This window comes from Pantoea sp. X-Soil-TKNS-1211, assembly GCF_059730495.1.
The window spans coordinates 64149-88010 of sequence record NZ_AP035953.1 but is presented as its reverse complement, the minus strand read 5'-3'; the positions used below and the strand labels follow the sequence as shown (position 1 = coordinate 88010).

The following is a 23862-nucleotide window of genomic DNA, read 5'->3' as shown; positions in this document are numbered from 1 at the left end:
GATGAAGATCACCAACGTCGAGGCGTTTTACCTGCGCCTCCCGGTCATTGAACAGCGCACCGACAGTTCACAGGATGCGTTGTTGATTAAAATTACCACCGATGCCGGGATCACCGGCTGGGGCGAGGTGGACGGCAGCCCTTACGTCACTAAAGCCATCATCGAAGCGCCCTATTCCCACACCATGGTCACCGGCCTGAAATCGCTGCTGATTGGCGAAAACCCGCTGGAAACTGGGCGGCTGTGGAAAAAAATGCACCGCGCCACCATCTATTATGGTCGCAGCGGTGCGGTGTTGCAGGCGATGGCGGGCATTGATATCGCGCTGTGGGATATCAAAGGCAAAGCGCTGGGTAAACCGATTGTCGAGCTGCTGGGCGGGGCGCTGCGCGACAAAATGCGCGTCTACTCATCCAATATGTTCCAGTTCAGCGTGGCCGACACCGTGACGCGCGCGAAGCACGCTATCGATACCGGCCATACCGGGGTGAAATTTGGCTGGGAGCCGTTCGGCACCGATGAAGCGCTGGATTTACGTTATCTGGAAGCGCTGCGCCGCGAGATGGGCGACAGTGTGGATCTGATGCTGGACGTCGGCCATGTCTGGGATGCTAAAACCACCATCCGTCGCAGTCAGCGTTATGAACATCTGAACCTGTTCTGGATTGAAGAACCGTTGCACCCGGATAACTACGCCGGATACGGCCAGGTCTCAGCGGCCTGCCAGCAGCATATCGCCGCCGGTGAGCAGGAGTGCTCGGTAGTTGGCTTCCAGCGTCTGATCGACGAAGGCGGTATCGATATTGTACAGATTGACCTGACGCGCACCGGCTTTACTCAGGCGATGGAAATTGCCAGCTATGCGCACAGTCGCGGACGCAAGGTGTGTAATCACAACTTCACCACCGATATCAACACTGCCGCCTCGCTGCATTTCCTCTGTGCCATCGAGAATGCGTTAGTGATGGAATATTGCGTCGAGCCGGGTGAAATCAGCCGCTCGCTGGCAAAAAATCCGGTACGCATCGCCGACGGCTACGCCTGGCTGCCTTCCGAGCCAGGTCTCGGGGTGGAACCGAACGAAGCAGTGATCGAAAAATTCCTCGTGCGTGATTAACCGTCAACGTGCCAGCAGCCAGATGGCTCTGAATTTCAGGCCCAAAGGTTGTTGGCGCGCCTGTCGCTGACTACCCTTCTCCACCAGGACGTTCTGCGCACGGGGAAGCGATGTCGCAAAAAATTTACTGGATCGACAACTTACGCGCGATTGCCTGCCTGATGGTGATCGTCATTCATACCACCACCTGGTACATCACCGGGCCGCTGGCAGTGACGGGCATCAGTTGGGACGTCGCCAACGTGCTCAATTCAGCATCGCGCGTTTGTGTGCCGCTGTTCTTTATGATCTCAGGCTATCTGTTCTTCGGCGAACGCAGCGCACAAGGGCGGCATCTGCTGCGTATCGTGCTGTGCCTGCTGTTCTACAGCGCGGTAGCGCTGGCCTATATCACCTGGCTGACACCGATCAGCGAAGGGCGGTCGCTGCTGAAATTGTTGCAGAAACCGGTGTTTTATCACCTGTGGTTTTTCTTCGCGATTATCGGTATTTACCTGCTGTCGCCGCTGATTCAGGTGAAACAGGTGCCACCACGCTATGTCGCCTTGCTGGTGATGGTACTGGCGGTACTCGCCAATCCCAATACCATCAGTCAGTCGGTCGGCCCGTTTCACTGGCTGCCGGTCAATTTGTATGTCAGCGGTGACAGCATCTATTACCTGCTCTACGCGCTACTGGGGCGGGCAATCGGCTGCATGGAAACAGAAAAACGCGGCGTGACACTACTGGCAGCACTCGGGTTTATTACCTGCGTGGCGGGTATCACACTCGGCACCAAACAGATGTTGCTGATCAACGGCGCGTTCAATGATACCTGGTATCTCTACTGCGGGCCGCTGGTGTTTATCGCTGCCATCAGCTTGCTGATATTAAGCAAAAACGCGCTCAATCGGCGTACTTTGCCGATGTTAGCCACCATTTCGCGCTATTCGCTGCCCATTTACGGCTTTCATGCGCTGTTTATCCATTTCCTGCGCACCAACCATTACGACGACATGGCACATCCGTGGATCGATTTACCGTGGGTGTTTGGCGTGACGTTGCTCGGCAGCTTAGGCCTGGCAATGCTGCTAAAACGGGTGGATAAACATCATCTGGTGAGTTGATCATCCCAACGCTGCCGCGCGCGACGTAACTGGCGTGCGGAAGAGAAACCGGCGGCCAGAGCGGCTTTTTCCGCCGCTTCGCCCTGCTGCTGACGCTGGCGAGCAATCACCAGCCGCAGTTGCTCGTGATATTCACGCACGCTGATACCGAGATGCTGGCGGAACAGGCGCGTCAGATGCCGCTCGCTGACGTGAGCACGCTCCGCCAGTGCCGGCAACGACCAGTCATGTTCAGGGTGCGCAATCATCACATCCTGCGCGCGGTGAATCGCCGGGTGCAGGTGATTACGGTAACGCAGCCACGGCGAGAGCTGGGGATCATCGCCGGAACGGCGGAACCATACCACCATCTCGCGTGCCACCGCCAATGCCTGACGCGCCCCACATAGCCGGTTAATCAGGTGCAGCGAGAGGTCGATACCGGCGGTGATCCCGGCGCTGGTCCAGATGCCACCATCTTCAATAAACACGCGATTCTCTTTTACCAGCGCTGCCGGGGCCGCCGCCTGCAAGCGCGACAACACGTCGTGATGGGTGGTGCACTGCACACCATCCAGCAATCCGGCCTGCGCCGCCAGCAACGAACCGGAACAGACGCAGACCAGAGTGATGCGCTGTGACTGAATATCCGCCTGCTGTTGACGCAGCCACTCACGGGCGAGCGTCGCCGCCGGGGTGTCATAGCAGGTACGCGAATCATGCACACCGGGCACCACCAGCAGGCTGTTGGCCGGTAGCCGCTCGGGCAGCGGCGCGATGTTGCCAATGGTCATTTGGGTGGAGCCAAGCACGCTGGCTTCCGGGCCGATGTAATGCAGGGTGAAGTAACCGCCTGCCAGTTGGAAGGTTTCTGCCGGGCCGGTGAGATCGAGCACCATAACGCCGGGTAACGTCAGGAAGAATACGGGTTGCGGCATGGGTGTACTCCGGTAGATTCCGTTTACGTCACGCAATACACCCGTAGCGGCGCGATTTATCGCGCATTTTCGAGTTAAAACAGGCGCGATAAATCGCGCCGCTACGGAAAGACGAACGCGACGCCAGAGCCTATTTTAGCTTACTTTACTGCCAGACCCATGCCAATTCCGGCCATCCTGCTGACGTATCAGGACATCAACGGCTTCAGTTGCTGATACAAATGGGCGAACACCTCACGTTGTGGCTGATAAGCCTGATGGCGAGCCGCATCCGGCTGATGACGTTGCGCCAGTTCCGGTGTCGGTAGATCGCTGTTGGCATCGAGCGCCAACTGCGCCAGCCGCGCCGCGCCCAGCGCTGGCCCGACTTCGCCACCGTGACAATAATCCAGCGTTAACCCGCTGATATCCGCCAGCATCTGCCGCCAGTACGCGCTACGCGCGCCGCCGCCAATCAGCATCACCGTCTTTGGCTGGACGCCACATTCATGTACCGCATCCATGCCCTCGGCCAGGGCAAACCCCACCCCTTCCAGCACCGCTCGTGCCAGTTCCGGCCTGCCATGCTGATGCGTCAGGCCAAAAAACGCCCCCTGGGCCTGCGGATTGTTGTGCGGTGTGCGCTCACCCGAAAGATAAGGCAAAAACCAGATGGGTGAGGCATCGTTGCTCGCCCGTTCAGCTTCAGCCAGCAGATGGGGCACATCTTCACAGCCCGTCAGTTTAGCTGCCCAGTCCAGACAGGATGCGGCACTGAGGATCACCGACATCAAATGCCAGCGCTGCGGCAGTGCATGGCAAAAACTGTGTACTGCGCGCTGTGGGTTGCTGAGATAGCCGTCGCTGACCAGGAAATAGACGCCGGAAGTACCCAGCGACAACATGCCCTGCCCCGGTTCAACCATGCCGACCCCTACCGCTCCGGCTGCATTATCACCACCACCCGCCACCAGCGGCACGGGCTGCATTCCCCAGCGCTGAGCGATGTCGGGCCGGAGCGTGCCGGTGATCTGATTGCCCTCGAACAGTTTCGGCATCTGGCTACGATCCAAACCACAGGCGTGAAGTAATCTGTCGCTCCAGTCGCGCCGCGCCACATCCAGCCACATCGTCCCGGCTGCGTCCGACATATCCGTGGCGAAGTCGCCGCTTAAGCACCAACGCAGATAATCCTTCGGCAGCAACACCTTAGCGACGCGGGCGAAAATCTCCGGCTCATGCTGCTGCACCCATAACAGCTTGGGTGCCGTAAAGCCGGGCATCATCAGATTGCCGGTGATGGCGCGTGAATCAGGCACCTGCTGCTCCAGTTGTCGACACTGCTCGCCGCTTCGCCCGTCATTCCACAGGATCGCCGGACGTAGTACCTGTTGCTGGGCATCGAGCAGCGTCGCGCCATGCATCTGACCACTCAGACCGATCGCCTGAACATCAGCCAAATCATGCCGCTGCGCCAGCGCCTGCATCGCTTTATCGGTAGCCAACCACCAGCTTTCGGGATCCTGCTCGCTCCATAAAGGATGCGGGCGCGACACCTGCAACGGCGAGCTTTCCACCGCGAGCACCTGCCCCTGCATATCCAGCAATGCGACCTTTACGCCTGAGGTGCCTAAATCGATCCCGATAACCATGCCGCTCTCCTGAAGGGTTAAAAATCAAAAAGGTAGTGATTCACCAGGTTTTCCAGCTGCTCCTGACGTCCGCTGCGATGTTGCGGATTAAATTGTTGCTGCTGTGCCTGTTGCGCCAACGATGCGAGAGAGAATTCCCCTTTCAGGATCTGCTGACCAAATTCACCGTTCCAGCCGCTGTAGCGCTGCGCCACACGTTTATCCAGCTCGCCATCGGCCACCATCCGTGCTGCCACTTTCAGTGCCAGCGCCATGGTATCCATCGCGCCAATGTGGCCGTAAAACAGATCATATTTGTCGGTGCTCTGACGCCGCACTTTGGCATCAAAGTTTAAGCCGCCAGTGGTAAACCCGCCCGCTTTGATGATCTCGTACATGACCAGCGCGTTTTCTTCGACGCTGTTCGGGAACTGGTCGGTATCCCAGCCACACTGGATATCCCCCCGATTAGCATCCACCGAACCAAAAATCCCCAGCGCGATAGCGGTGGCAATTTCATGGTGGAATGAATGACCGGCCAGCGTGGCGTGGTTGGCTTCCACGTTGACTTTGATCTCTTTCTCCAGGCCAAACTGCTTCAGGAAACCATATACCGTTGCCACATCATAATCATATTGATGCTTGGTGGGTTCCTGCGGTTTCGGCTCAATCAATAGCATGCCCTGGAAGCCGATCTTGTGTTTATGCTCCACCACCATCTGCATAAAGCGGCCAATTTGCTCACGCTCCTGACGCAGGTCGGTATTCAGCAAGGTTTCATAGCCTTCGCGGCCACCCCATAACACATAGTTTTCACCGCCGAGGGTTTGTGTCGCCTGCATGGCGCTGCACACCTGACTGGCGGCCCAGGCAAAAATTTCCGGGTCCGGGTTGGTGGCGGCACCCGCGCCATAGCGAGGATGGGTAAAGCAGTTGGCAGTGCCCCACAGCAGTTTCACACCAGTTTCCTGCTGTTTTTCCAGCAATTTATCGGTCATTACCGCAAAGTTGTCACGATAGGTCTTCAGCGAGTCACCTTCCGGTGAAACATCAACATCATGGAAGCAGTAGTAAGGCACATTCAGCTTATGAAAAAACTCAAATGCCACATCAGCTTTCTGCTTCGCCAGCTCAAGCGCATCACCATTCTTCTGCCAGGGGCGATCAAAAGCGCCGACACCAAACATATCCGCGCCGTTCCAGCAGAAGGTATGCCAGTAGCAGGCGGCAAAACGCAGATGCTCAGCCATGGTTTTGCCGAGAATCACTTCATCAGGATTGTAGTGACGGAACGCCAGAGGATTGTGGGTGCTGGTCCCTTCATAACGAACGCGATCAAGCTGGTCGAAATAGGCGTGCATGTTTTGCTCCTTAGCATGAGGACCCGAATGGTCAGCTGTGAGCCATTATTGTGGTAATGCGTTCTGCCGCTTCTCAATTACGATATTTCACACTCAACTTAAGATAATTATTATTTGTGCGTTAGCTCGCAAAACAATGTCGTTATTTCATTGAACCCCGGCTCGCAATCGCGCTGAAATTCATTTCTCTGAAAACCGCCAAATATCGATCGCGCTCAAAAAATCGCAAATAAACCAAAAAACGTAATAGCCGGATAAAAATCAGTAATTGATGTTGCCGGAAACTCAGGTCAACAATTCAACCGCCTTGTTCATAGCCTTAGACCAAAAACCACGACAATAGCCTCCACCTACAGGATGAACACCATGAACATGAAGAAAACGCTGTTAGCCGTCTGCGCGACACTGGCACTGATCAGCCATGCCGGCGTGGCAAAAGAAGTGAAAATCGGTTTGTCGATGGATGATTTACGCCTCGAACGCTGGCAGAAAGACCGTGATATCTTTGTTAAACAGGCGGAATCCCAGGGCGCCCAGGTGTTTGTACAATCGGCCAATGGCAACGAAGAAACCCAGATGTCGCAAATCGAAAATATGATTAACCGCGGCGTGGATGTATTGGTGATTATCCCGTATAACGGCCAGGTATTAAGTAACGTAGTGGCGGAAGCGAAGCGTGAAGGCATTAAAGTTCTGGCTTATGACCGCATGATTAATAACGCCGACATTGATTTTTATATCTCTTTTGATAATGAAAAGGTGGGCGAACTTCAGGCCGAAAGTATTGTACAGCAAGTGCCAAAGGGAAATTATTTCCTGATGGGTGGTTCGCCGGTGGATAATAACGCGCGTCTGTTCCGCGCCGGTCAAATGAAAGTCTTAAAACCCTATATTGATAACGGTAGCATCAAAGTCGTGGGCGATCAGTGGGTTGATGCCTGGTTACCGGAAAATGCCCTGAAGATTATGGAAAACGCCCTGACTGCCAATGGCAACCATATTGATGCGGTTGTGGCTTCCAACGATGCTACCGCTGGTGGTGCAATTCAGGCACTGAGCGCGCAGGGACTGGCGGGCAAAGTCGCGATCTCCGGTCAGGATGCCGACCTCGCCGCTATCAAACGCATCGAGAATGGCACGCAAACCATGACGGTGTACAAACCGATCACACAACTCGCGACCGAAGCAGCAAAAATCGCCGTGGAACTCGGTGACGGCCAGACCCCCGCCAGCAACGGCAAACTGAACAATGGCTTGAAAGATGTGCCGTCACGCCTGCTGACGCCAATCCAGGTCAATAAAAGCAATATCGAAAGCACCGTCGTGAAAGACGGCTTCCACAAGCAGAGCGAACTCTAAGCGCAACCCGCGAAGGAGAGATGTCGATGTTGCTGGAAATGAACCATATAACCAAGCGTTTCGGCGCGGTGAAAGCAGTAGATGACGTCAGCCTGCGGCTGGACGCAGGCGAAGTGATGTCGCTGTGCGGCGAAAACGGTTCGGGAAAATCGACACTGATGAAGATCCTGTGCGGGCTATACCCGCACGGTGACTTCGACGGCAGCATCCATTTTGCCGGTGACGAGATTCAGGCGCAGACCATCCGCGACACCGAACGCAAAGGGATTGTGATTATCCATCAGGAGTTGGCCCTGGTACGGCAACTGACGGTGATGGAAAACATTTTTCTCGGTGCCGAGCTGGGCCGCTTCGGCATGGTGGATGATGAAACCATGACGCTGCGCTGTCAGCAGTTACTGGAGCGGGTCAAACTCAATGTGTCCCCAGACACACGGGTGGGCGATCTGGGACTGGGTCAGCAACAGCTGGTGGAAATCGCGCGCGCTCTGAATAAGCAGGTGCGCCTGCTGATTCTGGACGAACCTACCTCGTCGCTGACTGAGCAGGAAACCGAGGTGCTACTTAGCATTATCAAAAACCTGCGTGAACACGGTATCGCCTGCATCTACATCTCGCACAAACTTAACGAGGTGAAAGCAATTTCCGACACCATCTGCGTGATCCGCGATGGCCAACACATCGCTACGCGGACTGCTGCCGGACTGAGCGAGGATGACATCATCACCATGATGGTGGGCCGCGAACTTACCGCGCTTTACCCGCACACCCCACATGAAATTGGCGAGACGATATTGCAGGTGGATAACCTCACCGCCTGGCATCCCGTCAATCGCCATATCCGCCGCGTAAACAACGTTTCCTTCAGCCTGAAGCGCGGTGAGATTCTTGGCATTGCTGGTCTGGTCGGTGCTGGCCGAACCGAAACCGTTCAATGCCTGTTTGGCGTCTGGCCTGGCCGCTGGCAGGGTGATATTACCCTCAACGGCAACAAGGTACAGATCCGCGACTGTCGGGACGCCATTGCGCACGGCATCGCGATGGTGCCGGAAGATCGCAAAAAAGATGGCATCGTGCCGCTGATGGGGGTAGGCAAAAACATCACCCTGGCGGCGCTGGATCAGTTTAGCCAGCGACTCTCCACGCTGGATGAGGCACGGGAGCAGCATGCGATTAACGATGCCATTGCCCGGTTGCGGGTCAAAACCTCCTCATCAGAATTACCGATTGGTCGCCTGAGTGGTGGCAATCAGCAGAAAGCGATTCTCGCCAAATGCCTGCTGCTCAATCCTCAAATTCTGATTCTCGATGAGCCAACACGCGGCATCGATGTCGGCGCGCGTCAGGAGATCTATCTGTTGATCAATGCGCTGGTGCAGCAAGGGATTGCGGTGATTGTCATTTCGTCCGAGTTGCCCGAGGTACTGGGCCTGAGCGATCGGGTTTTGGTGATGCATGAAGGGCAAATCAAAGCCGATTTGATTAACGATAACCTGACTCAGGAGCAGGTGATGGAAGCCGCCCTGCGGAGTGAACACTATGCTTAAGACCGAAAGTACACAACGCGGCCTGACGACGTCAGGCAAAGATGGTGCTGGCAAATTCTCGCTCCCCAATTTGCAGGTATTAGTGATGCTCGGGGCGATCGTACTGATTGCCCTATTCTTTACCTGGACCACCGACGGAGCCTGGCTTAGTCCGCGTAACGTCTCCAATCTGCTGCGCCAGACTGCCATCACCGGCATCCTCGCAGTCGGCATGGTGTTTGTCATTATCTCGGCGGAGATCGATCTCTCGGTCGGGTCAATGATGGGCCTGCTCGGTGGTGCGGCGGCGATTTTCGACGTCTGGCTCGGCTGGCCGCTGCCCTTAACTATCGTCGTCACGCTGGTGTTGGGATTACTGCTCGGCACCTGGAATGGCTGGTGGGTGGCCTACCGCAAGGTCCCTTCGTTTATTGTCACGCTGGCGGGCATGCTGGCCTTTCGCGGCATTCTGGTCGGCATCACCGATGGCACCACCGTTGCACCGACCAGCCCGGCGATGTCGCAGATTGGGCAAAGCTATCTGCCTGGCGGGGTCGGTTTTGGCTTCGGTTTTGCCGGTCTGGCGTTGTTTATCCTCTGGCAATGGCGCTTGCGTCTGCGTCGCCAGCAACTTGGCTTGTCGCAAGCCGCTGCGGGGGGTGCGGTCGCACGTCAGGCGATCACCGCGATTCTGGTGCTGGGGGCCATCTGGCTATTGAACGACTATCGTGGCGTCCCAACGCCGGTACTGTTACTGGCGCTGCTGTTGCTGGGTGGGATGTTTATGGCAACGCGTACCGCCTTTGGTCGCCGTATCTACGCGATTGGCGGCAATCTTGATGCTGCGCGACTCTCCGGGATTAACGTGGCACGCACCAAGCTGGCAGTATTTGCCATCAATGGTGTGATGGTCGCGATTGCGGGTTTGATCCTCAGCTCACGACTTGGCGCAGGTTCACCGTCGGCTGGCAACATTGCTGAACTGGATGCGATTGCCGCTTGCGTCATCGGTGGCACCAGCCTGGCAGGCGGCGTCGGTTCCGTTGCAGGCGCGGTGATGGGCGCGTTTATTATGGCTTCGCTGGACAACGGCATGAGCATGATGGATGTTCCCACCTTCTGGCAGTACATCGTCAAAGGGGCGATTCTGTTGCTTGCGGTGTGGATGGATACCGCCACCCGGCGTCGGGTGTAATCGCGTGGGCGATCACAATGTGGCGCAAATTCTTTCTGCTCCTCAGCCAGCCGTGTTATGCAATGCGCTGGGGGTTTAAGGGAGCGCGCCACTATGTATGAGAAACGATTTCGCATTACGTTACTTTTCAACGCCAATAAAGTGTATGACCGCCAGGTGGTCGAAGGCGTTGGCGAATATTTACAGGCGTCGCAAACTGACTGGGACATCTTCATTGAAGAGGATTTCCGCTGTCGCATCGATAATATTCGCGAATGGCTGGGTGATGGCGTGATCGCCGATTACGATGACAGCTCAATTGAAAAGTTACTGGCAAATGTGCCGGTGCCGATTGTTGGTGTGGGTGGTTCCTACCATCAACAACAGGACTACCCGCCGGTGCATTACATCGCCACCGATAATGCCGCGTTGGTTGAGAGCGCCTTTTTACATCTCAAAGAGAAAGGGATAAACCGCTTTGCCTTCTATGGCCTGCCTGCTTCCAGCGGTAAACGCTGGGCGCAGGAGCGTGAACATGCCTTTCGTCAATTGGTGGCACGCGAACGGTATCAGGGAGTGGTTTATCAGGGCATGGAAACCGCGCCGGAAAACTGGCAGCACGCACAAAACCGTCTGGCAGACTGGCTGCAAACGCTGCCACAGCAAACCGGCATCATTGCCGTCACCGATGCGCGCGCTCGTCACCTGTTGCAAGCCTGCGAGTATCTGAAGATACCGGTACCGGAGAAACTCACCGTTATTGGCATCGACAATGAAGAACTCACGCGTTATCTGTCACGTGTGGCGCTCTCGTCAGTGGCCCAGGGGACGCGGCAGATGGGTTATCAGGCCGCCAAGCTGCTCCATCGGCTGCTGGATAAACAATCTCTGCCGCTGCAACGTATTCTGGTGCCACCGGTTAAAGTGATCCCTCGCCGCTCCACTGATTTTCGTTCATTGCGCGATCCAGCGGTGATTCAGGCGATGCACTATATTCGCTTTAACGCCTGTAAAGGTATTAAGGTCGAGCAGGTGCTGGATGCCATCGGCATTTCACGCTCCAATCTGGAAAAACGCTTTCGCGATGAAACCGGCGATACCATTCATGCGATGATCCATCGCGAAAAACTGGAGAAAGCGCGCGAGCTGTTGACCAGTTCTTCGTTAAGTATCAATGAGATCTCCCAAATGTGCGGCTATCCTTCGCTGCAATATTTCTATTCGGTCTTTAAGAAGAGTTACGCCACTACCCCGAAGGAGTACCGGCAACATTACGGTGAAAACGTGCTGTGACGCACGGGTGAGATCAACAACTTCACACCGTTTGCCGCTATAATTCTGCGGCTGCGGTAAAGGAAGATCGTCGTCTCCGGTGAGGCGGTCGGATTTCAAATCCGATTGGGGCCGCCAGCGGTCCCGGGCAGGTTCGACTCCTGTGATCTTCCGCCAGTTGATTCCCCATCCCCGTCTTTATCACAACACCCACAATGTATGTATGGAACTGTAGCGTGCGCGATTTATCGCGCAATCCAGCAAAGAGCGCTTTGCCAAAACGCGCGATAAATCACGCCGCTACGGCACCAAACTCGTCTGCCAGTCACTAAACAGTGTCGGCCAGTTTTTTGCCGGAATATCCTGTTTTTTCACGATGCCAAAACCATGCCCACCCTGCTGGAAAAGATGCAGTTCAACCGCCACCTTATTTTTGCGCAAAGCCTCAAACATACGCAGTGAGTTCTGCGGCGAAGCGGTGCCGTCATTAAGCGCCTGAACAAGAAAAGTAGGTGGTGTATGGGCGGTAACACGGTCTTCCTGCGAGTAGCGTTGCTTGATGTCATCGCTGATCTCTTTACCAAACATCGCCGCACGCGTGCCGTTATGGGTGACGCCATCTTTCAGCGACAGAACCGGGTAGATCAACGCAGCAAAATCGGGACGGGCAGAAACCTTATCTTCGTTATCCCGTGGCGGGTAATTGGTGGCATCAGGATCGTTACTGACGTTTGCCGCCAGGTATGCACCAGCTGAAAAGCCCATCACACCAATCTTGTCCGGTGCAATACGATATTGATCTGCATTGGAGCGAATCAGGCGCATAGCTCGCTGAACATCGGCAAAAGCATTATTACGATTAACCTCAGAACCACCGCGCGGCATACGATAAAGCAATACAAAAGAGGAATAGCCTTTTTTACTCAGAACCTTCGCGACATCCAGGCCTTCGAGATCTTGCATAATATACGAAAATCCCCCACCCGGAATGATTAGCACTGCCGAATGATTATTTTTTCCTGAGGGAGGAACATAAATCATTTCTGGAGAATCCACTTTGGTGACAGCACGATTATTATCGGCCAGATTTTTACTAAAATTAATAAATGTATTATTTCCTGACACTTCTTTCGGCCAGATCGGAATTTCCTTATTGGCAAATGCACAGGGAAGATAAAAAAGAAAAATCAATGCAGAAAAAAAAGGTGTCTTCATCTCTCTGGCTCCAAATCCTGAGTAAAAACAATGACAAACATTCATGAAGAGTGCCGTGCGGCACAACGTTCTGAATCAGAATCCTGTCCCAGAAGAAAAAACTGACATTATAATAAGTCAAATTGAACCTGTAGAGAAAGGTAGCAAATAATGGCCATTTCTTTCACTCAATATAATACCGGACCAGAAAAAATTAGACTTTTCTCATGTTTACGTTAACAAGACCCTATGTTATAAGTAAATTTTAAACTATAAGAATCTGTGACCATGGGAATTTACTGGATCATAAGCTTGAGCTTGACCTTCATTGCAATACTTGAAGTCATGCTGAGTAAAGATGAAAACACAGCGCGAATCAGATTATATCTTTATTTTGTTGCCGTGGTCGTGCTTTTTACATTTGGTGGGATTCGCGGCCTTGGCACGGGTTTGGATGATTTTCAGTATCGTCAGTTCTTTGCTCAATTCATCGATCAAATTGTTATCGACGGGTTCTGGAATGCCGTTATCAACTTCCGCTATGAACCAGCTATTTATGCCATTGCGGGCATCACCAGAATATTTACCGCCAACCCAGACATTTTTATCTATGTCTTTACTATGATAGCAGTTTGCGTTAACGCATATTATTTCCGTAAGCTGACTCCCATCCCCTTAGTTGCTCTGGCCGTTTATTCTGCACACCTGTTTATCAATAAAGACATGAACCAAATTCGCTTTGGTTTGTGTTCAGCGTTTCTGATGGGCTTTGTCTATCATTTCGCGCGCAGAAGTAAGCCTGGGATGATCACCACCTTCATTCTGTCGTTTATTAGCCATGCCACAGGTATTGTTGCGTTGCTCATCCCGATCGCGCTAATCGTAAAGAAAAACAAATATATTCCTATACTTATCGTGATGGCCAGCCTACCGCTGGCCTTTATGGGAAGTTCGGCGCTCATTTCGCTTATCTCCAGCCATATCGGTTCGTTAGGTGACAGGGCGATGGGCTATGCCAACCAAGATTCCACGCAGGAACAAGGCATCATCACGCTGTCTAACCTGAAAAACATTGGCTTCGTCTTCATTTTTAGCTTTATGCTTCTGAGTGACAAAATAAAGAATTTCGATGAAGAGAAGTTCCGCCTTTATTACATTTTGGTGATTACCTTTGCCATTGGCAGTGGCTTAAGGATGGCATTGCAGGATTATGCCTCTGGTGGTCGCCTGGCCAATTATCTTTTGCAGGTTGAACCGGTTCTTATTTCCTTGTGTATCTGGGAAACCAAGAAAATAATGAAGGTTCTGACAGTCGGCGTTACGGTGCTAATGGTACTTTACTACCTTTATTACAATACTATTTCCAGCAAACAATCAATTACTGGTTACGAAGTTTCAAGGACCTTCCAGCTGTTCCGCTAATTTCTAATGCGTTGGCAGCAACTGCCAACGCTCTCTTATATTTAAGAATCGCCCGATAGACACATGAGGAAAATCCGAATATCTTTCCTCTTCGGGGCATAACTTGCTTTTTGAATCTTTTAAAACTCTAATAGTAGTACATCTGCGTCAGCAGTGATCGGAATATTCCTAACAACTCATGTGAAATCTATTAAAGATTTTGCTGGCGCAACGTCACTCAATAAAAGAATGCAGATATGAACGAAAAAAATAACTTCGACATCGTCCGGCTATCGCTCGCCTTTATCGTGTTACTGGTGCATTCGGCAGAAGTGACGAGAAATGCTGACATTCGTTTCCTGGCACACTTCCTGAATGCTGATTTTGCCGTAAGAGGGTTTTTCGCAATAAGTGGTTTTCTTATTGCACAAAGTTACTTAAGAAGTAAATCACTCACATCCTATTATATTAAACGCGCACAACGCATTCTCCCTGCCTATATTTTTGTGGTGAGTATGTGCTTCGTGATTGGAATGTGCGTCACTACCCTGCCCATCGTCGATTTTCTGAAGAATAAAGAAACGATTAAGTATCTCATTGCGAATTTTTCGTTTCTCAACTTCATCCAACCTTCGCTCCCCGGGGTATTCACCAATAACCCCAACCAGCCAATGGATGGTTCGCTGTGGACGATTAAGGCTGAGCTGACGCTTTACGTCCTGCTACCTTTTGTACTGCCGCTGATGAAGAAAAATCCGCTGAAAGTCTGGGGGGCGATTTTCATCATCTCCAGCCTGTGGTTCTTCTATTTCTCGCTGGTGTATACCGGTCCTAAAGCCGATACCCTGGCGAAGCAATTTATCTCGCTCGCCTCTTACTTCTTCTTTGGTAGTCTGCTGGCGATCCATCAACCCACCTTTGACCGCCTGAAAGAGATCGCCATTGTGTCGCTGGTGGTGTTTCTGCTGTTCAAAAACACCGACTACGTCTTCCTTATCGAGCCAGTCGCGTTCTCTTCCGTGGTGATTCTATTCTGCACCAACCTGTGTGGCGAAATTAAAATCAGCCAGTACGGTGACCTGTCTTACGGTATGTACCTCTATCACTGGCCGATCATTCAGCTGCTGCAACATTTCGGTGTGTTCAACACCAATGCTTACCTGGGCTTGCTGCTGACGATTGTGATCACCCTGGCGCTGGCCTATACCTCGTGGAATTTGCTGGAAAGTCGCTTCCTCAGACGCGCGCACCACACGCCACCACCCATCGCGGGCAACACCGCGCGCGATTAACGTCATAAACAAAAAACCCGTTCATTTCTGAACGGGTTTTTTGTTTTTCAGATGGTAGCCCCCATCGACAAGCGATAGTGCAGATTGACCTGTTCAATGGTTGGCAGGTGGTTAATCTTTTTGATGACGATCTCGGTTGCCACCTTACCCATTTCGAAGCGCGGCGTGATGACACTCGCCAGCCGGGGCGTGGTGACCTGACCAATTTCCAGCCCGTGGAAGCCCGCTATCGCCATCGACTGCGGCACGGCAATGCCCGCCGCATGGCACTCCTGCAACACCCCCACCGCCAGATCATCATTGGTACACAGAATCGCGTCCATATCCGGGTAGAGTTGGCGCGCCAGCGTCATCATGCCAGTGCCAATCGACACCGAGGAGACCTTGTTCGGCACGATACGCCCTTCTGGCAACCCCGCAACCGACACTGCATCACAATATCCAGCATAGCGTTGTTCATCGCGCCGGTCCGACATGGAGCCAAAGTAGATCACGCGCTTTTTACCGCTCGCCAGCAGCATCGCTGTCATATCATAACCGGCACGATAGTTATCAAACCCCACATTGATACGATCGCGCGTCTCGGTCAGCCCCATGACTTCCGCCACCGGGATGCTGGCGGCTTTCAGGTATTTTTCTGCCCGTACGGTGTGCACCGATTCCGTGAGGATCAACCCTTTAATATTCAACGCCAGCACCGTAGCGATTTGTTCCTCTTCCCGCTGCGGGTTGTAATCATAGTTGACCACCAGCGTTTGATAACCCTGTGCACTGGTCACCGATTCAATACCGGCCAGTAGATCGGCGAAGATTTGATTATTAAAGGATGGGATAAGCACACCGATACGCGGTGGGCTGGAGCTGGGCTGGGCGAGGTTGTCAGGATCGGGCGTATAACCGATCTCAGCAATCACGCTGGCAATTTTTTCGGCCGTTTCCGTTTTTACTTTTTCCGGCGTACGTAAATATCGGCTCACCGTCATCTTGGTGACCCCCGCCAGGGTGGCAATATCATCCAGGGTGATGCGCTGCGTTTTCATCGCGATGTCCGCAAAGACGGCCTTTCAATCAACGTATTATGCCTGCTGCCCGGAAAAAAAAGAAACCACGACGTGCCAGATATACCGGCCATCATTTCAGAATGAAAATTCCAGTGAAAAGCAAACCGTGCAATGTCCTCAATCGGCGATGATGACAAAAAACCTATCATTTCATCTGGATAAACTTTAACCCACTTAACTCAAACCGCAATTTTCGCAACACACCTCACACATTTCGGAAAAAATGATCCAAAAATATCCATTTAGAAAATATATTCCAATATGAGTACCCTGCGTGAATAAACGGAACATCGACAACCTACAACATTCCTCTTTCTGGACAAGCAACGTTCAGGCGGTAGAGACAAGGGGCTATAACAATGAATATCAGTCAAAAGCGCTACAACATGAAGTATGTCATTCTCTGTTGCACCGTCGCCGCATTTGGTGGGTTGCTGATGGGTTATGACTCTTCCATCATCTCCGGTGCTATCGAACCGTTAAGCGAATACTTCCAACTGACCCCGGCGGAAACCGGCTGGGCAGTGTCTAACATTTTGCTCGGCAGCCTGGTCGGCTGTTTTATCGCCCCACGCCTGAGTGACATACTGGGACGTAAAAAATCCCTCGCCATCACCGCGTTACTGTTCACCGTCTCGGTCATCGGCACCGCCATCGCCCATAACTTTACGGTATTTGTCATTTTCCGCATGATTGGTGGACTGGCAATTGGTCTCGCTTCAGTGATTTCCCCCATTTATCTGGCCGAGTTGTCACCTTCGAAGTTTCGTGGCCGCACCACGGCGCTATACGCAGTGTGTTGTGTCGGGGGGCAATCGGTGGTGTTACTGACCAACTACTTCATCACCAAATCGATGTTGCCTGATGCGATGATCGCTATGGGCTGGCGCTACATCCTGGCAACGGCGCTGGTGCCCTGTGCGCTGTTTATCTTCTTTATCGCATTTATCCCGGAATCACCACGCTGGAACGTGCTGAAAGGAAAATATGATGCGGCGTTGGATACGCTGACCAAAATCTCGAACCGTGAACATGCGGAGAGCGTCTTTAGCGAAATCAAACACTCATTCTCTGATGAGACCGCACGTCAGCATAAAGCGCGCTTCCGTCTGGATAAAACCACCGTGCCACTGCTGGTGATCGGTATTGGTCTGGCGGTTGGTAACCAAATCAGCGGCATCAACGTGATTCAGTATTTTGGCCCGACGCTGCTGAAAAATGTCTCCGGCAGTGTCGATTCGGCGTTGTTACAAACCTTTTGGCTCTCGGTCTGCCAGTTCATCGGCGTGCTGGTCGGGATGACACTGATCGATAAAGTGGGGCGTCGCAAGCTGCTGTTACTCGGTGCCATCACCTCCTGCATCTTTCTCGCCTACTCGTTTATCGCCTTCTACTATCACCTGCCCGGACTGCTGCCGGTTGTCGGCCTGTTCGCGTATATGATTTTCTTCGGCATGACCTGGGGACAGATTGTCTGGACGGTTCTGGGTGAAATCTTCCCGACGGAAATTCGTTCTATCTGCGTGGGGATCTCAATCTGTGCAATGTCGATGGCAAACTTTGTCATCAGCACCACCTTCCCGATCATGAACAGCAATCCGCTGCTGATCGATATGTTCCACGGTGGTTTCCCGCTGCTGCTGTTTGCGATTTTCTCACTCGGCATGTACTTCTTCACCTTCCGCTACTTACCGGAAACCGCCGGGGTATCGCTGGAGAAAATTCATGGTCTGGTGCTGGAGAAGTTTAATGTTGAGGCCGACCTGCCAGCCACGACCAGCAGAGCCAGGAAAAGTGAGTCGCTGAATATTCCGCGTCATTAAAACGTAACGGCGCGATTTATCGCGTCGTTACAAAAAGGTTAGCTCATCCGCTGCTCATACTGCTCAATCACCGCCAGTGCCAGACCATTGGCGGGATCGATGCGCTGCGGCAGAAAATGCAGCGCGGTATGCGCGAAGGTAAATTCCAGGGCGCTCGCCTTAGTCGCCTGCTGTACAGCCCTGATAAAGGTGGGATAAGCATTCCACACGGCATCGATCATAATGCTGGCCGGGTTGAGTAGCAGCATCACCTGACTCAGCGCGCTACCGAGCTGCGCCCCCGCCTCGCTCATCAACGCGTCGACGATCGCCGGTTCACTGTCGCGATTATGCCAACGCAGACCCGGTTTGCGTCGCGTCAGTTGCTGCTGAATAGCAGGCTGGCTGACCAGAGCTTCCAGACATCCTAAACGTCCACAGTTACAGCGTGTGCCGTTGGGTTGTACCGTCAAATGCCCCACTTCACCCGCAGTCCAGCTACTGCCGGTAAACACTTCACCGTGCTGTACCAACGCACCGCCAATCCCTTCGGCAATCCGCAGATAGAAATGACTCTGACTTTTATCCAGCGCCAGTTGCTGCACCGACAGCAAGGCTGCCGCTTTGACGTTATTCATAATGCGTAACGGCAGCTCAATCTCGCGCCGCAGCGGCGTCAGCAAATCAACATTCTGCCAGCCAAGATGGGACGAGAAATGCATCCAGCCACGCAATGGATCGACGATGCCAGGAAAACCAATCGCAATGCCAATCAATTCCGGGTGCGCGGCACGCAAGGCCTGGCAGCACTCCACCAGCTCCAGAAGCAACGTTGCTGGATCGCTGGTTTCGGTACGCCAGGTTTGCTCGGCAACCACCTGCGAAAAATAGTCGCATACCCGCCAGTGTATTGCCTGGCGTTCGACCATGATGCCCGCACTCTTCAGCTTTTCCGGACGTAACGCTATCTCAATTTTCGGTCGCCCGGCGGCGGCAACACTCACCGGCCCCAGTTCGTTGATCAGCCCCTGCGCCAGCAGATCATCCACAATCAGCGAAACGGTATTTTTGCTGAGGGTTAATGCCTGAGCTAAATCCTGGCGGGAGGTCACTCGGGTATGGCGCAACTGTGTCATCACCCGCTTCAGGTTATTCAGTCGTAATAACGCTGGCCCTTTGCCCATCACTTTCATGACAACCTCAACCAGCAGAATGGATGAGGTTCAGTGTAGCAGTGTCCGGGTGCGCTTTATCTCAGACTTTGTTGCCATTTTTGACGTGGCGCACCTGGTAAAATGAGGTTGGATAATTAATACTCATCGCCGCGCACACGGCTGCGGTAACTTTCCCAGTCGAAACGTACCCACAAACTGTTGCCGAGGCGCATACGGTCCATTACGCGCTCACCCAGCAGCGCATTCATACCCGCAGGATCGAGGTTCGACAGCATACCTGTCGGGCGTTTGGAGGAGGAACGGCGATCAACAATCTGATTGATGATCACTTTTTCATAGCGTGATTCGCTCTGCATGCCGATCTCGTCGATCACCAGCAGGTCAACGGTGCTGAGATCCTGCAACAAGCGTTCCTCGGTGATATCGCTGCCACCGCTGAAGGTGCCTTTCATGCTCGACATCAAATCCGCCACCGTGACAATCAACACGCTTTTACCGCGAATAATCAGGTCATTGCCGATAGCCGCCGCCAGATGATTTTTACCGGTACCGGGGCGGCCGGAGAACACAAAGCTGGAAATACTGTTGTCAAAGCCCGCGGCGTATTCCCTTGCCAGGCTTAGCGCTTTGCGTTGCCCTTCATTTTCCACCCGATAGTTGTCGAACGAGCAGTTCATATGCAGCTCACGGATGCCAGAACGGCCCATAATACGCTGCATTTTCATCGCACGGTTTTCACGCACAATCGCCTCCGAACGCAGGCGGCCTTGCTCCTGGTTCCAGGCCAGCAACTCTTCACCGCTGGTGAATTTTGGCTTTACATCTGCCGGCATCAGTTTTTTCAGACGGTTGAATAGATCGTTCGGCGTTTTCATCATTCACCTCGAAAACCATCGGGAATATCATAATCAGTATTGCTGATCTGCGTGATATCGCGCTTCGGCTGACCGCCATTGGCGGCACGATTCATCTGCACGCTACGCGCTAACTTCTGCTGCCATTGCACATGATGGAACAAGCGTCCTTCCGCTTGCCAGTATGCAATAAAGGTCGCCAGCTCGGCCGCAGTCACCGGTTCGCTCAGCGCTACGCCCCAGATTGCCGCCTGACGTTGAAAATCGGCATCGGGCTGCCAGCCCGCATACATAGCAAATTTACCCACCGGCGTCGCTATCGGTGCGAGTGGGGTGTCGAACAAGCTGTCATCCAGGGTGACATCGTTGGGTTGCTGCGCAGCGGCTTCCAGCGCCAGCAATTGCGCCAGCCGTTGTGGCGTCAGCGCATAAAACGCCGGTGCGTTATGATGCAACACCGCCAGCGTGCCGTTTTCTGCCTGTTGCAGCACCGCGATCGGGTCATGGCAAAAGCCATCCAACCCAACCAACGTAGAAGTTAAGATTTTGACTGACATGAAGAAACCTGACGTTGACAAACCCGATGCGCCGAACGGATTGCCTCGTCCGGCGCTAAGGTTGCAGTGTACCTGTTTTAGCGCGCAGGATCGCCAAAAAGGTTAGCGGGTAGAGATCTGAGGCTGGGCGTGTTTCATATGGGAACTCGCTTTGGCAACAGCCGGGGCGTTGGCGAGCTGTGGACGGGTTTGCCACACATAACGCATCGAGGCGATCAGGCAGAGACTGTAACCCAGTAGCTCACTGCCCTCTTCTGCCATATTTTTCACTACGCGGTTGTAGCCATCCAGCATCAGATGTTCCCAAAGCTGGTGCATGCCAAACAGACGCGAGAACACCAGTACCGCCAGCAAGCCACTCGCCATCATTTGCCAACTACGGTGCTGAACCAGCTCGACCAGGCCCGGTAAAATCTGTTTAGGTTGACGCAACGCCATTGCCAGCGAGGCTGCGCCCACTGCCAGGGCAAACCATACCCAACTGCCGTGTTTGATGATGTCGAACAGAAAATCCAGCTCGCGGATCAGCATGCAGGTAAAGAATCCACCCACCAGAATTAAAGCGGGTCGCTGGCGTGAGGCGAAGAAAAACAGTCCGGCGTTAACTGCCAGCATGATTTCTTGCGTCACTTCGGTGAATGAAGTCTCCTTCACCGCATCGTTCATCCAGTTGACGTCAATGTAGACCATCGCCATCGCAAAAATCAAAACCAGCCCACTGATGAAAAAAGCCGATAATTCACGGCCAAGTATTAATAAATTGTCACGCATGTTGTTACCAATGATAATGATTAGCGTCCTTATTATATTTTTCTCGTCCTTATTTGCTTCTCTTTTTATGCCGATCAAAAACTGGCGCTGACGCCAAGGCTATAAATGAACTGCTCACCGCTACTCATGGCCCCGGTTTGAGAAAATGACGCAAACGCCGACAAATGCTGCCCCAGCGGCATATTGGCGCCAACGCTCACATCCATCCAGGTGTTCTCCCGTGCGATCCCCTCATCACTGCGCGGGGTAAAATTCATCTCCCCCAATTGGTGGCTGTAGCTAATCTGTGCGTAAGGTGCTATCCAGCCAAGGCTGGAATCAACACGCCACCCCAGCGAGGCGATGTGATCATCCTTACTGCGATCGACCAGTTTACATTGTGGACAGCTGAGCGGTGACGGGTCGACAGCGTATTGCGCCACCGGCCCGGTGGTAAGCGCCTCATTCACAGGCAGCTGCCAGCCTGCTGACAACCGGTTAGTAAAGGGGCTGGCACCGACGCTGGCGGCTTCAGTGTGAACGTTGACAAGCGCCTCACCCGGCGGGTTCAGCGCGGCATCCATCAGATTTTTTGCGCTGTTTTCTGTCAACATCAGATGATTTTGGGAGATTTTTTCGGCAAGTATGGCGTTGTAATCCGGCGAAGCCACGGGTGGGTCCTGACTGGTCTCATCCCAGGCCAATACCGGGCAGGGCACAGCAAATAGCCATGCACATGCCATCACCAGCGCAAAATTGTGCTGGCCTGACCGCTGACTTTTCTGCAACATGAAAGACTCCTGACGAGCCAGATAGGAACCGGGCGTTTAGGTATTGGATACAACAGTTATCGGCGCCCATTGATTAACTATTAACCGATTATTGAATACGTCAAGGGAAACGAAGTATTTTCCTCATTAACAGGAGTGATGCAATGCAACGTTGTGGCTGGGTAACACAGGATCCGCTCTATCTGACGTACCACGATACCGAATGGGGAGTGCCGCAAACTGATAAGCGCGCCTTATTTGAAATGCTGTGCCTGGAAGGGCAACAAGCCGGGTTGTCATGGATTACGGTGTTAAAAAAACGCGCAAACTATCAACGTGCCTTTCATCAGTTTGATCCACAGGCTGTTGCGCTGATGGATGAGCAGGATCTCGATCGCCTGATGCAAGACAGCGGGTTAATTCGTCAGCGCGCCAAACTTGCGGCAATTATTACTAATGCGCGCGCTTATCTGGCGATGGAAGCCAACGGAGAGGACTTTTCCCGCTTTATCTGGGAATTTGTTCATCACACGCCGATTTTACACCACTATGCGGATTACAAGCTGGCCCCAACTACCTCTGAACCGGCTATCGCGCTGTCAAAAGCACTAAAGAAGCGTGGCTTTAAATTTATCGGCCCGACAATTTGTCACTCTTATATGCAAGCCTGTGGCCTGATTAACGATCATCAAACCGATTGTTTCTGCCATCCCGCTAACTTATAAGGCAATTCTTTACAATTTAAGACTTATTCTCACGTTTTTTCCCACGATTTGACGGCATAATCAGCTCCGTTTTGGGGTTTTTCCCCCACTTGAAATCTAAGGGACTTTTAATGAATAAGCACACTGTTGCACTTGCCTTGTTACTGAGCGGGAGCCTGGTATTAGCTGGCTGTACCACTAACCCTTATACCGGTGAATCACAAGCGGGCAAATCCGGCATTGGAGCCGGTCTTGGCGCGGTACTCGGCGCTGGTGTTGGCATGATCTCGTCATCGAAAAAAGATCGCGGTAAAGGCGCATTGATCGGCGCAGCGTCCGGCGCGGCGTTGGGTGGCGGTATCGGTTATTACATGGATGTGCAGGAAGCGAAACTGCGTGACAAAATGCGCGGCACCGGCGTCAGCGTGACGCGTCAGGGCGACAACATCGTGCTGAATATGCCGAATAACGTCACCTTCGATTCCAGCAGCAGCAACCTGAAACCGGCAGGAGCCAACACCCTGACCGGCGTGGCAATGGTGCTGAAAGAGTATCCGAAAACTGCAGTCAACGTGACCGGCTATACCGACAGCACTGGCACGCGCGCGCTGAATATGCGCCTGTCGCAGCAACGTGCTGAGAGCGTAGCCAGCGCGCTGATTGTGCAGGGTGTTGAAGCCAGCCGTCTGCGTACCCAGGGCCTGGGGCCGGATAATCCGGTTGCCAGCAACAGCACCGAAGCGGGTAAGGCACAGAACCGCCGCGTTGAAATCACCCTCACCCCACTGGGGTAATAATAAATGGGCCTGCATTTTCAGGCCCATTTTGCCTGTTTTTACGCCACTTTTGGCGCTTGCTGC

General features: G+C 53.2%; 21 protein-coding genes and 1 tRNA gene. 12 read left to right on the top strand and 10 right to left on the bottom strand.

Annotated features, from left to right (window positions below; genetic code table 11):
* The first annotated feature begins 1 nt into the window (after nucleotide 1).
* Both AC6I8W_RS00420 and AC6I8W_RS00415 read left to right on the top strand, forming a co-directional pair.
* The gene (locus tag AC6I8W_RS00420; protein WP_497836531.1) at nucleotides 2-1117 is read left to right on the top strand and encodes a mandelate racemase/muconate lactonizing enzyme family protein; all 1116 of its coding nucleotides are present in this window, start codon (nucleotides 2-4) and stop codon (nucleotides 1115-1117) included.
* Between the two features lie 110 nt (nucleotides 1118-1227).
* A complete protein-coding gene (locus AC6I8W_RS00415) occupies nucleotides 1228-2223 on the top strand; it encodes an acyltransferase (protein ID WP_497836530.1) in 996 nt (331 codons plus the stop codon).
* On the opposite strand, the gene AC6I8W_RS00410 is transcribed toward AC6I8W_RS00415, so the two are convergent.
* The 3 genes from AC6I8W_RS00410 to xylA form a co-directional block, all read right to left on the bottom strand.
* Nucleotides 2208-3140 (bottom strand): GlxA family transcriptional regulator, encoded by a 933-nt coding sequence (locus AC6I8W_RS00410; RefSeq protein WP_497836529.1) that lies wholly within the window; start codon nucleotides 3138-3140, stop codon nucleotides 2208-2210. The genes AC6I8W_RS00415 and AC6I8W_RS00410 overlap by 16 nt on opposite strands.
* A gap of 188 nt (nucleotides 3141-3328) precedes the next feature.
* Complete coding sequence (gene xylB, locus AC6I8W_RS00405; RefSeq protein WP_497836528.1) at nucleotides 3329-4771, bottom strand: xylulokinase; 1443 nt, start codon at nucleotides 4769-4771, stop codon at nucleotides 3329-3331.
* Between the two features lie 17 nt (nucleotides 4772-4788).
* Nucleotides 4789-6111 (bottom strand): xylose isomerase, encoded by a 1323-nt coding sequence (gene xylA / locus AC6I8W_RS00400; protein ID WP_497836527.1) that lies wholly within the window; start codon nucleotides 6109-6111, stop codon nucleotides 4789-4791.
* A gap of 366 nt (nucleotides 6112-6477) precedes the next feature.
* On the opposite strand from xylA, the gene xylF reads away from it, so the two are divergent.
* The 5 genes from xylF to AC6I8W_RS00375 all read left to right on the top strand — a co-directional run bounded on the left by xylF (nucleotide 6478) and on the right by AC6I8W_RS00375 (nucleotide 11619).
* A complete protein-coding gene (xylF, locus tag AC6I8W_RS00395; RefSeq protein ID WP_497836526.1) occupies nucleotides 6478-7470 on the top strand; it encodes a D-xylose ABC transporter substrate-binding protein in 993 nt (330 codons plus the stop codon).
* A 20-nt stretch (nucleotides 7471-7490) separates the two neighbouring features.
* Nucleotides 7491-9017, top strand: coding sequence for a xylose ABC transporter ATP-binding protein (locus AC6I8W_RS00390; protein WP_497836525.1), 1527 nt, complete (start codon nucleotides 7491-7493; stop codon nucleotides 9015-9017).
* Nucleotides 9010-10191, top strand: coding sequence for a xylose ABC transporter permease XylH (xylH, locus tag AC6I8W_RS00385; RefSeq protein WP_497836524.1), 1182 nt, complete (start codon nucleotides 9010-9012; stop codon nucleotides 10189-10191). The genes AC6I8W_RS00390 and xylH overlap by 8 nt, the downstream gene beginning before the upstream one ends.
* A 93-nt stretch (nucleotides 10192-10284) precedes the next feature.
* Nucleotides 10285-11463, top strand: a complete 1179-nt coding sequence (gene xylR / locus AC6I8W_RS00380) for a D-xylose utilization transcriptional activator XylR (RefSeq protein ID WP_497836523.1) — start codon at nucleotides 10285-10287, stop codon at nucleotides 11461-11463.
* A gap of 61 nt (nucleotides 11464-11524) precedes the next feature.
* A tRNA-Sec gene (locus AC6I8W_RS00375) sits at nucleotides 11525-11619 on the top strand.
* A gap of 123 nt (nucleotides 11620-11742) precedes the next feature.
* On the opposite strand, the gene AC6I8W_RS00370 is transcribed toward AC6I8W_RS00375, so the two are convergent.
* Nucleotides 11743-12657, bottom strand: coding sequence for an alpha/beta hydrolase (locus AC6I8W_RS00370; RefSeq protein ID WP_497836522.1), 915 nt, complete (start codon nucleotides 12655-12657; stop codon nucleotides 11743-11745).
* 267 nt (nucleotides 12658-12924) lie between these two features.
* Here AC6I8W_RS00370 and AC6I8W_RS00365 point away from each other — a divergent pair, with 267 nt between their 5' ends.
* A complete protein-coding gene (locus tag AC6I8W_RS00365; RefSeq protein ID WP_497836521.1) occupies nucleotides 12925-14058 on the top strand; it encodes an EpsG family protein in 1134 nt (377 codons plus the stop codon).
* Nucleotides 14059-14294: 236 nt separating this feature from the next.
* Nucleotides 14295-15329 (top strand): acyltransferase family protein, encoded by a 1035-nt coding sequence (locus AC6I8W_RS00360; protein ID WP_497836520.1) that lies wholly within the window; start codon nucleotides 14295-14297, stop codon nucleotides 15327-15329.
* A gap of 47 nt (nucleotides 15330-15376) precedes the next feature.
* Here the strand turns inward: AC6I8W_RS00360 and AC6I8W_RS00355 are convergent, their stop codons facing one another.
* Entirely contained in the window at nucleotides 15377-16369 is a 993-nt protein-coding gene (locus tag AC6I8W_RS00355) for a LacI family DNA-binding transcriptional regulator (protein ID WP_497836519.1), read from the bottom strand.
* A gap of 380 nt (nucleotides 16370-16749) precedes the next feature.
* Here AC6I8W_RS00355 and AC6I8W_RS00350 point away from each other — a divergent pair, with 380 nt between their 5' ends.
* Nucleotides 16750-18213 (top strand): sugar porter family MFS transporter, encoded by a 1464-nt coding sequence (locus AC6I8W_RS00350; RefSeq protein WP_497836518.1) that lies wholly within the window; start codon nucleotides 16750-16752, stop codon nucleotides 18211-18213.
* A 38-nt stretch (nucleotides 18214-18251) separates the two neighbouring features.
* Here AC6I8W_RS00350 and AC6I8W_RS00345 read toward each other — a convergent pair whose 3' ends face one another.
* From AC6I8W_RS00345 to AC6I8W_RS00325, 5 genes are all read right to left on the bottom strand, one after another.
* Entirely contained in the window at nucleotides 18252-19385 is a 1134-nt protein-coding gene (locus tag AC6I8W_RS00345; RefSeq protein WP_497836517.1) for an ROK family protein, read from the bottom strand.
* 116 nt (nucleotides 19386-19501) lie between these two features.
* The gene (gene dnaC, locus AC6I8W_RS00340) at nucleotides 19502-20242 is read right to left on the bottom strand and encodes a replicative helicase loader DnaC (RefSeq protein ID WP_013507231.1); all 741 of its coding nucleotides are present in this window, start codon (nucleotides 20240-20242) and stop codon (nucleotides 19502-19504) included.
* Nucleotides 20242-20778, bottom strand: coding sequence for a primosomal protein DnaT (gene dnaT / locus AC6I8W_RS00335; RefSeq protein WP_497836516.1), 537 nt, complete (start codon nucleotides 20776-20778; stop codon nucleotides 20242-20244). Before dnaT ends, dnaC begins: the two co-directional genes overlap by 1 nt.
* A 102-nt stretch (nucleotides 20779-20880) precedes the next feature.
* On the bottom strand, nucleotides 20881-21549 hold the full coding sequence (locus AC6I8W_RS00330; RefSeq protein ID WP_497836515.1) for a hypothetical protein: 669 nt from the start codon (nucleotides 21547-21549) through the stop codon (nucleotides 20881-20883).
* Between the two features lie 74 nt (nucleotides 21550-21623).
* On the bottom strand, nucleotides 21624-22319 hold the full coding sequence (locus AC6I8W_RS00325; protein WP_497836514.1) for an autotransporter: 696 nt from the start codon (nucleotides 22317-22319) through the stop codon (nucleotides 21624-21626).
* A 143-nt stretch (nucleotides 22320-22462) separates the two neighbouring features.
* On the opposite strand from AC6I8W_RS00325, the gene AC6I8W_RS00320 reads away from it, so the two are divergent.
* On the top strand, nucleotides 22463-23023 hold the full coding sequence (locus tag AC6I8W_RS00320) for a DNA-3-methyladenine glycosylase I (protein ID WP_497836513.1): 561 nt from the start codon (nucleotides 22463-22465) through the stop codon (nucleotides 23021-23023).
* A gap of 110 nt (nucleotides 23024-23133) precedes the next feature.
* Nucleotides 23134-23796, top strand: coding sequence for an OmpA family lipoprotein (locus tag AC6I8W_RS00315; RefSeq protein WP_497836512.1), 663 nt, complete (start codon nucleotides 23134-23136; stop codon nucleotides 23794-23796).
* Nucleotides 23797-23862 lie beyond the last annotated feature (66 nt).